The 12,759-nt window shown below is 48.1% G+C and carries 15 protein-coding genes, 7 tRNA genes and 1 rRNA gene; 12 read left to right on the forward strand and 11 right to left on the reverse strand.

What is annotated here, in order from left to right:
- Positions 1–27 precede the first annotated feature (27 nt).
- The 7 genes from CTN_RS02440 (at position 28) to CTN_RS02470 (ending at position 861) form a co-directional block, all read left to right on the forward strand.
- A tRNA-Gly gene (locus CTN_RS02440) sits at positions 28–103 on the forward strand.
- A 10-nt stretch (positions 104–113) separates the two neighbouring features.
- A tRNA-Arg gene (locus CTN_RS02445) sits at positions 114–190 on the forward strand.
- Positions 191–201: 11 nt separating this feature from the next.
- Positions 202–277, forward strand: a tRNA-His gene (locus tag CTN_RS02450).
- 5 nt (positions 278–282) lie between these two features.
- A tRNA-Arg gene (locus CTN_RS02455) sits at positions 283–359 on the forward strand.
- An 11-nt stretch (positions 360–370) separates the two neighbouring features.
- Positions 371–446 (forward strand) — tRNA-His (locus tag CTN_RS02460).
- 5 nt (positions 447–451) lie between these two features.
- A tRNA-Arg gene (locus CTN_RS02465) sits at positions 452–528 on the forward strand.
- Positions 529–597: 69 nt separating this feature from the next.
- A complete protein-coding gene (locus CTN_RS02470) occupies positions 598–861 on the forward strand; it encodes a stage V sporulation protein S (protein WP_015918989.1) in 264 nt (87 codons plus the stop codon).
- A gap of 52 nt (positions 862–913) precedes the next feature.
- Here the strand turns inward: CTN_RS02470 and CTN_RS02475 are convergent.
- From CTN_RS02475 to tsaA, 5 genes are all read right to left on the reverse strand, one after another.
- A tRNA-Ala gene (locus CTN_RS02475) sits at positions 914–989 on the reverse strand.
- A gap of 38 nt (positions 990–1,027) precedes the next feature.
- Positions 1,028–1,786: an ABC transporter ATP-binding protein gene (locus CTN_RS02480; RefSeq protein WP_015918990.1), complete on the reverse strand. Its 759-nt coding sequence runs from the start codon at positions 1,784–1,786 to the stop codon at positions 1,028–1,030.
- Entirely contained in the window at positions 1,783–2,817 is a 1,035-nt protein-coding gene (locus CTN_RS02485) for a FecCD family ABC transporter permease (RefSeq protein ID WP_145971568.1), read from the reverse strand. Before CTN_RS02485 ends, CTN_RS02480 begins: the two co-directional genes overlap by 4 nt.
- A complete protein-coding gene (locus CTN_RS02490) occupies positions 2,817–3,863 on the reverse strand; it encodes an iron ABC transporter substrate-binding protein (protein ID WP_244857410.1) in 1,047 nt (348 codons plus the stop codon). Before CTN_RS02490 ends, CTN_RS02485 begins: the two co-directional genes overlap by 1 nt.
- Before the next feature lie 13 nt (positions 3,864–3,876).
- Entirely contained in the window at positions 3,877–4,326 is a 450-nt protein-coding gene (gene tsaA / locus CTN_RS02495; RefSeq protein WP_015918993.1) for a tRNA (N6-threonylcarbamoyladenosine(37)-N6)-methyltransferase TrmO, read from the reverse strand.
- 210 nt (positions 4,327–4,536) lie between these two features.
- On the opposite strand from tsaA, the gene CTN_RS10045 reads away from it, so the two are divergent.
- The 4 genes from CTN_RS10045 to CTN_RS02510 all read left to right on the forward strand — a co-directional run bounded on the left by CTN_RS10045 (position 4,537) and on the right by CTN_RS02510 (position 7,438).
- Positions 4,537–5,319 (forward strand): hypothetical protein, encoded by a 783-nt coding sequence (locus CTN_RS10045; RefSeq protein WP_244857376.1) that lies wholly within the window; start codon positions 4,537–4,539, stop codon positions 5,317–5,319.
- 68 nt (positions 5,320–5,387) lie between these two features.
- On the forward strand, positions 5,388–5,981 hold the full coding sequence (locus tag CTN_RS10050; RefSeq protein ID WP_015918995.1) for a sensor histidine kinase: 594 nt from the start codon (positions 5,388–5,390) through the stop codon (positions 5,979–5,981).
- On the forward strand, positions 5,956–7,065 hold the full coding sequence (locus tag CTN_RS02505; protein ID WP_015918996.1) for a cyclic di-GMP phosphodiesterase: 1,110 nt from the start codon (positions 5,956–5,958) through the stop codon (positions 7,063–7,065). Before CTN_RS10050 ends, CTN_RS02505 begins: the two co-directional genes overlap by 26 nt.
- A complete protein-coding gene (locus CTN_RS02510) occupies positions 6,989–7,438 on the forward strand; it encodes an SRPBCC family protein (RefSeq protein ID WP_038066695.1) in 450 nt (149 codons plus the stop codon). Before CTN_RS02505 ends, CTN_RS02510 begins: the two co-directional genes overlap by 77 nt.
- Here CTN_RS02510 and glmM read toward each other — a convergent pair.
- From glmM to holA, 4 genes are read right to left on the reverse strand one after another with little or no spacing between them, the layout of a single operon-like run.
- Positions 7,418–8,704 carry a phosphoglucosamine mutase gene (gene glmM / locus CTN_RS02515; protein ID WP_015918998.1) on the reverse strand — a complete coding sequence of 429 codons (1,287 nt, stop codon included), beginning with the start codon at positions 8,702–8,704 and terminating at the stop codon, positions 7,418–7,420. The genes CTN_RS02510 and glmM overlap by 21 nt on opposite strands.
- Entirely contained in the window at positions 8,701–9,483 is a 783-nt protein-coding gene (locus CTN_RS02520; RefSeq protein WP_414625525.1) for a carbon-nitrogen hydrolase family protein, read from the reverse strand. The genes glmM and CTN_RS02520 overlap by 4 nt, the downstream gene beginning before the upstream one ends.
- Positions 9,443–10,657 carry a TIGR04013 family B12-binding domain/radical SAM domain-containing protein gene (locus tag CTN_RS02525; RefSeq protein ID WP_038066702.1) on the reverse strand — a complete coding sequence of 405 codons (1,215 nt, stop codon included), beginning with the start codon at positions 10,655–10,657 and terminating at the stop codon, positions 9,443–9,445. The genes CTN_RS02520 and CTN_RS02525 overlap by 41 nt, the downstream gene beginning before the upstream one ends.
- Positions 10,626–11,600, reverse strand: a complete 975-nt coding sequence (gene holA / locus CTN_RS02530; RefSeq protein WP_015919001.1) for a DNA polymerase III subunit delta — start codon at positions 11,598–11,600, stop codon at positions 10,626–10,628. Before holA ends, CTN_RS02525 begins: the two co-directional genes overlap by 32 nt.
- Positions 11,601–11,680: 80 nt before the next feature.
- Between holA and CTN_RS02535 the strand changes: the two genes are divergently transcribed.
- Positions 11,681–12,250: a hypothetical protein gene (locus tag CTN_RS02535; RefSeq protein ID WP_038066705.1), complete on the forward strand. Its 570-nt coding sequence runs from the start codon at positions 11,681–11,683 to the stop codon at positions 12,248–12,250.
- 24 nt (positions 12,251–12,274) lie between these two features.
- Here the strand turns inward: CTN_RS02535 and CTN_RS02540 are convergent, their stop codons facing one another.
- Both CTN_RS02540 and rrf read right to left on the reverse strand, forming a co-directional pair.
- A complete protein-coding gene (locus tag CTN_RS02540) occupies positions 12,275–12,553 on the reverse strand; it encodes a CPF_0552 family protein (RefSeq protein ID WP_015919003.1) in 279 nt (92 codons plus the stop codon).
- Between the two features lie 70 nt (positions 12,554–12,623).
- Positions 12,624–12,740: ribosomal RNA gene (gene rrf, locus CTN_RS02545) — 5S ribosomal RNA — on the reverse strand.
- Positions 12,741–12,759 lie beyond the last annotated feature (19 nt).

Here is a 12,759-nt window from a genome sequence, read left to right on the forward strand (position 1 = left end):
TTTTAGTGCCTGGAGGGTCTTTGACGGGCGGGTGTAGCTCAACTGGTAGAGCATCGGCCTTCCAAGCCGAGGGTTGCGGGTTCGAGTCCCGTCGCCCGCTCCAGGTTGGTGGTGCGCCCGTAGCTCAACAGGATAGAGCATCGGATTTCTAATCCGAGGGTTGCAGGTTCGAGTCCTGCCGGGCGCGCCATTTTTTTCGTGGTGACCATAGCTCAGTTGGTAGAGCGCCTGACTGTGGATCAGGTGGTCGCGGGTTCGAGTCCCGCTGGTCACCCCAGTTGCGCGCCCGTAGCTCAATTGGATAGAGCGTCGGACTTCGGATCCGATGGTTGCGGGTTCGAGTCCTGCCGGGCGCGCCATTTTTTTCGTGGTGACCATAGCTCAGTTGGTAGAGCGCCTGACTGTGGATCAGGTGGTCGCGGGTTCGAGTCCCGCTGGTCACCCCAGTTGCGCGCCCGTAGCTCAATTGGATAGAGCGTCGGACTTCGGATCCGATGGTTGCGGGTTCGAGTCCTGCCGGGCGCGCCAGCCGAAGCCAATAAACCAGTGTTCGAGGAAACCAAGAAAAAACACTCACCGTAGAGGAGGTAGAAACCCATGGAAGTACTCAAGGTTGCTTCCAATTCCAACCCCAACAAAGTAGCAGGAGCACTCGCAGGTGTTATCAGAGAGAAAGGAAAAGCGGAACTTCAGGCAATCGGAGCCGGTGCGGTGAACCAGGCTGTGAAGGCCATTGCCATTGCAAGGGGTTATCTCGCTCCGAGTGGAATCAACCTCGTGTGTGTACCCGCTTTCACAGAGGTGCAGATCAACGGCGAAACGAGAACGGCTATCAAGTTCATCGTTTTTCCGAAAGATTGAATCCCAGAGTTGCAAGAAAAAGAAACCCCCGCGAACGCGGGGGTTTTTTCTTTGGTGGAGCCGATGGGACTTGAACCCACGACCTCTACCGTGCGAAGGTAGCGCTCTCCCAGCTGAGCTACGGCCCCACATCCGTGATATATTATACTGAATCTTTTCTTCCTGTTCAAGACCTGCTTCTTTTCAAAACGAAAACGGGAAAACCAGAAACATTCTCGACAGAGCCATCCACGTGATAAACCACACCGAACGTCTCCGGTTTCAGGGTTTCTTTCCCGCCATCTTTCACGATCTTTCCGTCTTTCATGAAAATGAACCTTGTAGCGAATCTGAGTGCCAGGTTTATATCGTGAACCACCATGATGGCTGTTTTTCCCATTTTCACGAAGTCCTCTACGATTTGCATGACCTCCAGTTGGTTTTTCGGATCGAGGTTGCTGGTTGGTTCATCGAGAAGGAGTATTTCAGGATTCTGAGCGAGGGCCCTGGCGATGTTCACCCTTTGCAGTTCGCCGCCACTCAAATTACTGGCATTCTCCAGAGCCAGATGAGATAACCCAAGCCTTTCAAGCAAGGATTCAACCATTTTTATGTCTTCTCTCGAAGGTCCAAACTTCATATAAGGTCGCCTTCCAAGAAGGGCCACATCGAAAACTCTCATCATACCCGGATAAAACTTCTGCGGAACGTATCCAATGACTCTTGCTAGCTCTTCTCTGGTGTAAACACTGATGGGTTTTCCTAAAATCTCCACACCTTCACACTTCAGAATACCGGCCAGGCACTTCAGAAGCGTGCTTTTCCCAGCACCGTTTGGCCCCAGAATAGCAACCAATTCCTTCCTCTTCACTTCGAACGAAATTTCCCTCAGAACCTCTTTTCGTCTGTAACCGAAAGAAAGGTTCTTCACCCTCAGAACGTTCATTTCATGCGATCACTCCGAACCAGAAGATATATGAAAAGAGGTGCCCCAAGAAAGGAAGTCACCACTCCCACGGGTAGAACCATTGGTGAAAACAGGAGACGAGCAAAGGTATCGGCCAGAAGAAGAATCAACCCCCCCAGCAGAGCGGAGAAGGGAACGAGAAACCTGTAATCTTCTCCGATGAAAATCCTGATCATGTGTGGAGAGACCAAGCCCACAAACCCTATCACACCAACAAGTGCTACCCCGACAGCTGTCATCAACGATGAAAGAAGAACCATCACCAGTCTGATCTTCTCTACTCTCACCCCGGAAGATTTCGCAACCTCATCCCCGGCAACCATAGCGTTGATGTCCCAGGCTTTCAGGAAGAAATAAACGAAGATCGCGATCGAAACTGTAAGAAGAAGAACATTCCCTTTCCAGGTTGCCCTTCCAAGATCCCCAAAACTCCAGTAAACCATGGTTGCAAGCTGAAGTTCGTCTGCAAAGTACTGAACCAGCGTTGTGGCAGCGGTGAAAAGCGAACTCATGGCGATTCCCATCAGGATCACCGTCTCCGGTGCTGCCTTCTTCGTCTTTCCCAGGATGAAAATAACAATCGATGGTATCATCGCACCTGCGAAGGCGAAAAGGATAATAACATAAGGGTTGCTCAGAACGATTCTTCCTGTACTCTCCGAATAACCCGCTCCCAGAATTATCGCAAGGGAAGCTCCGAACATCGCTCCATGCGATACACCCATCGTGAAAGGACTGGCAAGAGGATTTCTCAAAGCCCCCTGAACAACTGCACCTGAAACGGCCAAAGAGGCACCGGTGAAAATACCGGCCAGCACTCTGGGAAATCTTATGTTCCAGATGAGAACATGGGTCTTTCTGCCACTTCTTCCAAACAGAGCGCTCAAGACCTCACCAAAAGAAAGATCGTACCCTCCATGAGAGAGTGCGTACACCATCGTGATGAAAAGAAGAACTAACAAAACCACACCGATCAGGATGTTTCTTGAGACGTACCTTCTGTAGTTCATCACTCACCTCGAAGGATTTTCCCCGAAGAAAGATCTATTCTTCCAAATCCTCCGAATTGTTTTGCCATCTCCTCGTATACCGCCTTTCCAAGGAGAAACTCGTATATTTCGTTTGCCTTTTTTTCTGGATCGATGTCTTCAAAACGTTTCGGATAGAGAATCTTCCCGATGAAATACGCGTCAGCAAGGGCCGTTCCGATGTTTGTAGTGTAGTAGTTGTACGGCAAAATACCAAATACCCTCTTTTCCTTCACGGCATCCAGCAGTTCATAGAATTCTCCACGCTTTCTGTAATCCTCAAGAACCATGCTCAAAGCATTTTCATCGATGAAGATGTACTCAGGGTTCCACTCCAGTAACTTTTCAAGATCGATGAATTTGTGACCTTCTCCCAGTTCATCGACCACGTTTCTGGCACGAAGAGCAACGAAAGGTGGATAATGTGCCATCGTGCTTTCGATCCCATGAACTCCCCTGTAGCCGATACCACCAACGTAGACGGTGGGACTTTCGATGTTTTCCGTTCTTCTCGAAAGATCCTCCTGGATCTGTTTTATGAACTCGATCACTTCACGCGCCCTTTCTTCTTTTCCAAGGATCTTACCCAAAAGTTCAATCGAATCAAAAAGTTCTTCATCGTCGAACGTTCCAAGATCTCCATAACTGAGTACAATCACGGGTATTCCAGTCTTTTCCTGAACGTCCTGAGCCGTTTTGACGTCGACATAGGTCATGAACAAAACATCCGGGTTCAACACTACCAGTGCTTCCATATCCGGAAGTTTTCCAGGGCCCCCAGGACCTATTCTGGGAAGTTCTTTGAGTTCTGGATGTGCCAGTATATAGGGCCTGCCAAGAGGCCTCAAACGTTCGAAATCCTCCACACCAACGACCATATCGGTGGCGTTCAAATAGACGATCAACCTGAGGGCACCGGGCCCTGCCGCCACGATCCTCTCAACTTTAGAAGGGATCTCCACCTCTCTTCCCAAAAGATCCATCACAACCTCGGAAAATCCTGAAAGAGAAACAAAGATAAGAAACACCAGCAAAAATCTTTTAAATCTCATCCATTTTCACCCCTTCAAACCATCCTATTCTGGCATTTTCCACACAATCGATCTTTGAGGAATAAGGCTTGATATCAACGACCGGTGTTCCATCCAGGGCATCGAGACCCCTCACAAACAATCTCCTCCCATCCACTTTCAAAAGTTCCACAACGGAAAATCCTATAGGGTTTGGTCTGTGAGGGGAGCGCGTGGCGAACACACCATGTTCTTTTCTATCAAATGGAGGAAGAGCGATCAGTCTTTCCCTGTCTGCTTTGTGGAGCCAGTAGAGAATTATCAGATGAGAGCATGTGTCGATATCCTTCAGCCCCTCTTCGTACTCCGGGTACAGTTCGATGATGAAATCCTCCCTGGAAAACCTTCCCTGAAAGGGACACTCCGCCACGTTTCTGTAGGGAGATCTTATCACACCTATCGGTTTCAGACAGAAATCCACGATGCCACCTCCCGTGATGTTTTCTATATCATGATATCATGAGACAATGGCATTTTATGAGAAATATTGTTAGATTGTTCTATAAAATGATCTTTGGTTTTATAGGGTATTATATCGTAATTTAAAAAACGAAATTTCATAAAATTATTGACGAGAAACCAACTCATATGTTAAATTAATCAGAGGAGGGGATAACATGGACCCTTTATAGTGATCTTACTTTTTGGCATGGTTCTTATGTACTTCACCTTTCCAGCAGCAACGAACGTGGTGATCGTCTCGGTTTTGAATTTTGTTGCCCTCTTTCTTTCCTTCTTCATTCACCACACGAGCCTGAAAAAAGACAGCTCGCAGGAATTCTTTGCCTTTTCCTGTCTTTTTTCTTCCTTTCTTTCCTTCTTCTTCCTTCGGGCCTTTCTCATGAACCCAGAAAAGTCGTGGGTGTTCCTGAGCAGCTCCAAGTTCCTGGTCGCCGAAGGTTTTCTCTTCTTTTTGGTTCAAAAGAGGAAAAATTTATGCAAAATAGCGGTCTTTTCCACATTCGCGTTCCTCTTTGTCCTCTCTGTTTTGAAATTCGATCTGTCGCTTTATCTTGAAACTTTGTCACTCGCTTTTTTCGCTGTGGTTCTGCTCATCAGAAGACTACCTTCCACCTTTCTCACGGTGAGTGTCTTTCTCTACTCTATCTCCTCGCTGTTCTTCTTTTTCTCCAGAGATATCTACCCCTACCACATCACTTCAGGAAGTCTCTTTCTGGCATGGCACTTTGTGAAGAAATACGTGGATATTCCAAAAAAGGAGGCAGAGAAACTTTCAGAGGAAATGAACGTTCCCCCTGAAGAGATCTCCTCCGCCTTCAAAAACGTTCAGGATTTTCTTGCCAAAATCCCCCGGATCATGTCGGATATCCTCCGGGAAACCGATCAAAAAAACGTGAAGGAACTCTTCAACAGGCATTTCCAAGAAGATTCACCTTCCTATCTTCTGGTCTGAAAGACATCTTCTCTGAATTCGTCGAAGAATACATCCTCTTTCTGGAAGAGAGGAGGAAATTCCAGGAGGTGCACCTTGTTCTCACAAAGAACCTCGCACACAACCTGAAAAATCCCGTGAACGCCATCTACGTGAGCGCTCAGCTTTTGAAACTTCGTTATCCTGAAACATCATCCATCGCCGGAAACATAGAGAAAATCTGTCAGGAGATGAACAGGGAGATAGAAAGGATACTGAGGATGTCGATTGGTGAAAAGAAAACGGTCAAAAGGATCGATCTTGAAGAAGCGCTGAATCCTATTCTGGAAATGGCCAGGTTGAAGGGACTCGAAGTGGAACTCATACTGGACTTTGAAGAACTCGAACTCGACAGAGATGCCTTCCTTGCACTGGTCACAAACCTCTTTTCGAACGCCGTGAAATACACTCCCTCCGGAAGGGTAACCCTCAGTGTGGAGAAAAGAAATGATAGAATCTTGTTGATTGTCTCTGACACGGGGCCGGGCCTGAAATCGCCGAACGGGTTTGGGCTCTTCACTGTCAAGAAACTGGTGAACTACCTGAACGGAAGTATGGAGATCTCAAAAGACGGGGGAACTACTTTCAAAATAGTCCTTCCCATCAGGAGGGATAGCGATGACGGTACTGGTCGTAGAGGATGATGAGATCACACGAGAGGCTGTAAGCCAGTACTTGAGGCTCTCTGGTTTCAACGTCCTCGAAGCGGAAAGCGGAGAGAAAGCCCTCGATCTTTCCAGAAAGGTCGATGTTGCACTGGTGGATGTGAAACTTCCTGGAATGAGCGGAATAGAACTGGTGAGTGAGATAAAGTCGAGAAATCTCTCCTGTGTGGTTTTCATTGTAACTGCATACGACGACACGGAAACCGTGAAAAAGAGTGTGGAAGCGGGTGCTGATGACTTCATCAAAAAACCTGTTAATCTGGAACTTTTGAAACTGAAGATAACCCACGCCCTCAGAAACAGGGTGTTTCATCTGTACAGAAACAGTTATCTGAAATCCCTGAAGAAAAAGCTTTCCCTTCTTGAAAAGACCGCAGAAGAGTTCTTCACAGAATACGAAGACTTTCTGTTTGAGGTCCTCGATATACTGAACATGCTCTCCGAGTACAGGGACGCAGAAACCCACAAACACACAGAACGGGTGGGGTGGCTCTCAGGCAGGATAGCAGAGGAGATGGGAATGGATGAGGCCTTCGTTACGGAGATACAGTTTGCGGCGCCTCTTCACGATATCGGAAAGATAGGAATTCCAGACAGAATCCTTTTGAAACCCGGTATTCTCACCCCGGAAGAGTTCGAGATCATGAAACAACACACCACCATTGGATTCAGGATCCTCAGTCGAAGTTCTTCTCCCATCCTTCAACTTGGAGCGGAGATTGCCCTCACGCACCACGAAAGATGGAACGGCTCCGGATATCCGAAAGGTCTCAAGGGAAAGGAAATACCACTTTCTGGTCTCATAGTGGCGGTGGCGGACAGCTTCGATGCGATGGTGTCCAGAAGACCGTACAAAAAACCAAAAACGCTGGAAGAGGCCTTTCAGGAAATAGAAGAACTATCCGGAAAGCTTTACTCTCCCGAAGTTGTGAAAGCCTTTTTGAAACTGGAAAGAGAAATTATGGATGTCTACAGGAGGGAAGAAGATGAAGATTCCTCCAACGACAGCAGGAGTTCACATAAGAGCTCCCCTGGAGAGGGTTTGGAAGGTATTCGTGAATGAAAGAGGCTGGGATGGATGGTTCACAGATGGGATGAAGATGGAACTGAAAGAGGGTGGAAGGATTTTCTTTCGATGGGTGAGAAAGACCTTCGGAGAAGAAGTGACGGACGAAGGGGTGATCCACAGACTCGAACCACCTCATCTTATAGAATTCTCCTGGAACTCCTACGAAGACGGCTACAGATCGAGGGTGAAAATGGAATTTTTCCCATCGAGTTACAACGGAACGTGGGTCCATGTGGAGGACCACACGATTGTGTTTACAGAAGAGGACATGAAGATAAAACTCGAGTGTGCAGTTGGCTGGGGTGAGATGCTCACCCTCGCCAAAGTGTGGATAGAGTACGGAATATCAACCCTCGAGAATCCTTGAAAGTTCTTCCGCAATCTCTTCCACTCTGTTTCTATCTTTTCCCTCGACGGTGATCCTTACGACGGGTTCTGTCCCGGACGGTCTCACCACGATCCTATAACCCTCGGCACTGTACCTTTCGATCAACTCTCTCAATCTTCCATTTTCTAGAGAGGTTTTCTCCGTCCTCCTCACGTTTCTGGTGATCTGTGGAAGATCCGGTATCTCTTTTGCAAGATCTGAGAGATTCTTCTTCAACCTTTCAACGACTCTCATCAGTTCCAGAGCGGTTATGAGACCATCTCCCGTTGTGCTTCTGTCGAGGATTATGATGTGCCCCGATCTTTCACCACCGAGATTTGCCCCTGACTTCAGCATTTCCTCCAGAACGTACTTGTCTCCCACCTTCGTTCGAACAAGTTCTATTCCCCGTTTCCTCAGATACTCCTCGAGCCCCCCGTTGGTCATGATGGTTCCTACAACGACGGATTCCCTCAGTCTTCCTTCCTCCATCATTCCCTCTGCCAGTATTCCTATGATCTTATCGCCGTTCACCACGTTTCTTTCCTCGTCTACAGCGATCACACGATCACCATCACCATCGAAGGAAAAACCTATTCTACCCCTCTTCATCTCCTCTGCGAGAAATTTCGGGTGAGTGGCACCGCAGCCCTGATTTATGAGAAGACCGTCCTGAGAGGAGTTGAAAACCTCAACCTCGGCACCGAGGAACTCGAACACGTCTTTCGCCGTGGTCGTTGTGGCGCCGTTGGCAAGATCAAGGGAAACGCTCTTTCCGGAAAGGTCAAGATCTTTGAACATCTCAAGAACGGCACCGATGTACATATCTTTTCCTTCCCTGAAAGACTTGATCTTTCCCACGACGTACCGTCTCTGAAACTCTCCTTCCATTCTCCTCTCTATCTCTTCCTCCAACTCGTCCGGTATCTTGTAACCGTTTTTCAGGACCTTTATACCGTTGTACTCTGGTGGATTGTGAGAGGCCGAGATAACCACACCGTAGGACCTTGTGATCCTTGTGAGAAGGGCCACAGCAGGTGTGGGAAGGATTCCACAGGAGAGAACATCGACACCCATCGAGGTGAGCCCTGCGGCGAGGGCCGCCTCCAGAGAATCCCCAGAAACCCTTGTGTCCTTTCCTATGAGAACTTTTCCTTCTCCGACGATCTCTCCCAGCGCCTTTCCTACCTTAAACGCCAGTTCATCGGTCAGGGTATCCCCGAAAACACCCCTTATCCCGTCGGTTCCGAAGTACCTCACCTTCACAACCTCCCCTTCTGCAAACTGTACATGTGAGCCCTGTAGTTTTTGAGGTATGCGTGGGAGTCGCCCTCTTCGTCGTACCTGTAATGATAAACGATGTCAGGATCGATGTCCTCGAAGATCACACCCTCACTGGTCTCCAGTTCTCTGAGGACCTTTCCGTTGGGAGCAACTATCCTTGTTCTCCCCACAAACTCCACAAATCCCTTGCCACACATGGACGAGGCCACAAGAAAGACTCCGTTCTCCACTGCCCGCGCCCTTGTTGCGATATCGTAGGTGTGCCCTCTTTCTTTTCCGAAGGCAAAGGAAGAAAGTATCACCTTGCTTCCTTTGAGAGTCAGTATCCGGGAGATCTCTGGAAAACCTATCTCGTAACAGATCAGCGTTCCAAAGATCACTCCTCTGTGAGAGAAAACGAGGAAATACTCTCCCGGTTCGAAGACATCCTTTTCTCCACGAAAAAGATGCGTCTTATCGTAAAAAAGAAGTTCTCTCTTCTTTTTGAAAATCACCAGGGAGTTTCGGAGTTTTCCCAGAACGATCCTGGGAGTGCCGGTGACGATGACGATCTGTCCCTCTCTTGAGAGCCTCAAAAGTTTTTTTCTGACAACTTCCTCAAAGAACCTGGCTCCCCTTTCAAGCGTCTTCTCATCCCATGTGTAACCACTGATCGTAAGCTCAGGGAACACGATCACGTCCACACCGCTTGAAATGGCTTCTTCTACAAAGTGTTCTATTCTACCCAGATTCTCCTCGAACCCCCCGATTGCCGGGAGCATCTGAACCGCCGCCACTCGCAATTTCGTACACCTTCCTTGATAGTGTTTCCTGTTTCAACCAGTATCCATCCAGTATACCCTTTGAGGCAAGCCTTCCAAGGAACCTGTAGTGATCTTTCGTGAGTCTTCCAGGCCCTGCCCTGAAAAGCTCCGTTCCAGGAAGTGGCATGAAGGTGTGGGCGTGTATCTTCGCACCGTATCTTTCTACAATTCTCATGATGAAGTTAAACGTCATCTCTATGTCTTCCTTTGTCTCGAACGGAAACCCGAATATGAAATCAACGTGCGGTGTGAAACCATGAAATGCGATCTTTTCTATTGCCTCCTCCACCTGTTCAACTGTGTGCCCGCGTTTTATGATCTTCAATACTCTGTCGCTTCCACTCTGAGCTCCTATCACTATCGATCGGTTTTTGACATATTTTTTCACCACTTTCAGCACTTCATCGGTTACGGATTCAGGTCTTACCTCGGAGGGGAAGGTACCGAAGTAGATCTCCTCAACACCCACTTTTTTGAGTCCATAAAGGAGTTCTTCGATCTTTTCGACATTCGGTGTTACTCCGTTTCTAGAACCGTATCCGAAGGAGTTCGGAGCTATGAAACGTGCCAGTTTTCTGTTTTTTTCCACACCGAGCTTTGCGTAATGAATGATCACATCCACATCCCGGTGCCTCACCTGTTTTCCTGCAAGACTTGGGGTCTGACAGTACGCACAGGAGAAGGGACATCCCCTTGTGATTTCGATGGGCATGTAGATTCCCTTCGAAGGAAGGAAAGGCGGGTAGTGGTTCAGATTGACTCTCTTTGAAATCCCATCGAAGATCCTTTCTCTTTCTCCCATCAGAAACCTCAGGATGTTCTCTTCACCGTCTCCGATGAAAACATGGTCGAATCCCATTCCCAGGCAGCCTTCAGGATCGGCACTTGCGTGCGGGCCTCCCGCTATGAGCGTGTAGCCCTGTTTTTTCAACTGGACAACTTCCTCTTTCACAACCTCAAGGTCAAAACTCATGAAAGAGTAAGCAACCACGGTTTCATCGGGAGGGAAGTTCTTTATTTCACCGAATTTTACAGGTCTTGCTTCCACGTCGAGATGTCTGCTGTATATCGTAGAAAGCAGAGCAGCGATACTGTACCAGTTATTCTTCGTTTCCCTGAACAGAATATACATCCAGTGCCACCTCTTCGATGAATTCGTGGAAGAAGGGTTTTGGATCTTCTTCGCTTTTAACGGATCTGTCCAGTTCGTAGAGTTTCCTGAGGATCGACTCGAGTTTGGTGGTATCGTAGTAGAGAAGGTGGTTTATCACCTTGAACTTCCAGGCCTTGAACGCAAATCCAAGGAAGCGTGCCACCCTGGGAACCGGCATACCGAGTTCTTTTGAGATCTTCGATATATCCGGCCAGGTGTAGTACCTCTTCCTGGTGACGAGCACGACCAGTTTGAAAAGGTCGAGGAAATGATTCACGAGCACAGCGGAGATCACCACAGGTTCTGTGTTCTTCCACATCTGTGACAAAAGGGCGTGGGCGAGCCTTCTTTTGCCCTCGGAGACGGCAAAGCAGAACTCGTCGTATCCTGGACTCTGGTAGGTGAAGACCACTTCCTCCACGTCCTCTGCAGAGATGTTGCCAGTTTCGGAGTAAGCCTTCAGTTTTTCGATCTCTCTTTCTATGAGAAGATCATTCGTTCCAACCTTGGAAAAGAAGAGTTGCAGCGCATCTTTTGTGATCTTCAATCCACTCTCTCTGAAACGTTTCTCTATCCACTCAAGCCACTTGTCCGTCTCCCAGGGTTTTGGTAGATCCAGGTTCACACCCTTTGCGGTCGACTTCTGGGATCGCACGAAGATGTGGACATCCTCTGGAACGTTTTTTACGAGTTCAAGGAAGCGCTTTTGTTCCTGAGAGCGCCACGAATCGAAATCGATGATGTCCACCACGGTTTTTCCGGAAAATATCGTTCTTGTGTTGATGATGGATCTCAGAAAGTTCAATTTATCGGGATCGTCCGGATGGATCCTTATGTACTCCGCTTTTTCGTCTTTCAAAAGTTTTTTTATCAGCTCTTCCTTTTTGGTCTCCGAGGCACCCGTGAGGAAAGTAACCGGCATTCGATCACCTCTCAAAGGAATTTTAACACGCTTTGGAAAAAAGTTTCAAAATGATACCATTAAAGAAAGGAGGTGAAAGAATGAAGAGAGTACTCTTCTGGTCTGCACTCATAACATCTGGTATTTTGCTGCTTGTTTCCGGCTGTATTCCAGTACCCATTCCTATCGATCTTGGAAACCTCGGTATCGAACCTCAAGTGTTCGGGATTCCACAAGGAAGCTCCACCACCCTGGATGCAACATGGACAAGCTTTATCATCAAAGCGGAAGATGTGAAAAACGCACAGCAAGAGGCTGGTATTCCAGGAACAGTGCACCTTCACAACATCGAGGTGAGTGGAAATGTCACCGTGGAAGGAGATCTTAATCTTGAAGGATTCATAGGTTTTTCTCTCACCGAGCCAACATCAACACCGACTATCGGTGATATTGATATCAAAATTAACGCTCCTCAGCAGACTGAATATTCTCCTTCCATCTCTGCCAGCAACTCACCCGCTCTGAAAGAAGCTCTGAACAGGATAAACAACGGAGAAGACGTTACACTCTGGGTGATCTTTGGGCAGAGAAACTACAGCTCCACAAATGGAGCCACCGTGACCGTTGAGATAGAGAATGTAAAACTCCGGGTCACCTGGACTGCCTGGTGAAAAAAGCCCCTCTTTTCGAGGGGCTTACTTTTCATCGAAGGACAGTTCCATGTAATCGGCCTTCACACCCGGTAGTTTGTTTAGTTTGTCACAGAGTTCTCTGTGCTGCTGCGGACTTCCCACAAGTTCAAGAACGATGAGTCCGGCGTCCGAGCAATTGTCCAGAACACCATCGTGAAGGCCCAGTCTTGTCTTGATCAAACATCCCCAGGCGGTGAGGATTTTCTGAACCTTCTCAGCCGTTTCCTTTCTGTTTTCCACAAGGATAGCCATCACCGTCTTTATGGGAAGTTTTTCCGCCACTGGATCACCCCCTTGATATCATTATAACAAAAAGGGGCTCTTGAAAGAGCCCCTTCATAAAAAACAAATCCCCGGGCGCTACCTACTCTCGCATGGGGCTGCCCCCATACTACCATCGGCCCAGGGCGGCTTAACGGCCGGGTTCGGAATGGAACCGGGTGTTTCCCGCCCCAGTATCGGCACCCGGGGATACTTCGAAGGATCAT

The sequence above is a fragment of the Thermotoga neapolitana DSM 4359 genome (assembly GCF_000018945.1).
GTDB classification, from domain to species: Bacteria; Thermotogota; Thermotogae; order Thermotogales; family Thermotogaceae; genus Thermotoga; species Thermotoga neapolitana.

Excerpts from the sequence above, each read along its gene's own strand:
- CTN_RS02485 (WP_145971568.1), bottom strand. The coding sequence starts at position 2,817 with ATGAACTACAGAAGGTACGTCTCAAGAAACATCCTGATCGGTGTGGTT.
- CTN_RS02520 (WP_414625525.1), bottom strand. The coding sequence starts at position 9,483 with ATGCTCCCGGCAATCGGGGGGTTCGAGGAGAATCTGGGTAGAATAGAA.
- CTN_RS02535 (WP_038066705.1), top strand. The coding sequence starts at position 11,681 with ATGAAGAGAGTACTCTTCTGGTCTGCACTCATAACATCTGGTATTTTG.
- CTN_RS02525 (WP_038066702.1), bottom strand. The coding sequence starts at position 10,657 with ATGTATATTCTGTTCAGGGAAACGAAGAATAACTGGTACAGTATCGCT.
- CTN_RS02470 (WP_015918989.1), top strand. The coding sequence starts at position 598 with ATGGAAGTACTCAAGGTTGCTTCCAATTCCAACCCCAACAAAGTAGCA.
- CTN_RS02510 (WP_038066695.1), top strand. The coding sequence starts at position 6,989 with ATGAAGATTCCTCCAACGACAGCAGGAGTTCACATAAGAGCTCCCCTG.
- holA (WP_015919001.1), bottom strand. The coding sequence starts at position 11,600 with ATGCCGGTTACTTTCCTCACGGGTGCCTCGGAGACCAAAAAGGAAGAG.
- CTN_RS02480 (WP_015918990.1), bottom strand. The coding sequence starts at position 1,786 with ATGAACGTTCTGAGGGTGAAGAACCTTTCTTTCGGTTACAGACGAAAA.
- CTN_RS02505 (WP_015918996.1), top strand. The coding sequence starts at position 5,956 with ATGACGGTACTGGTCGTAGAGGATGATGAGATCACACGAGAGGCTGTA.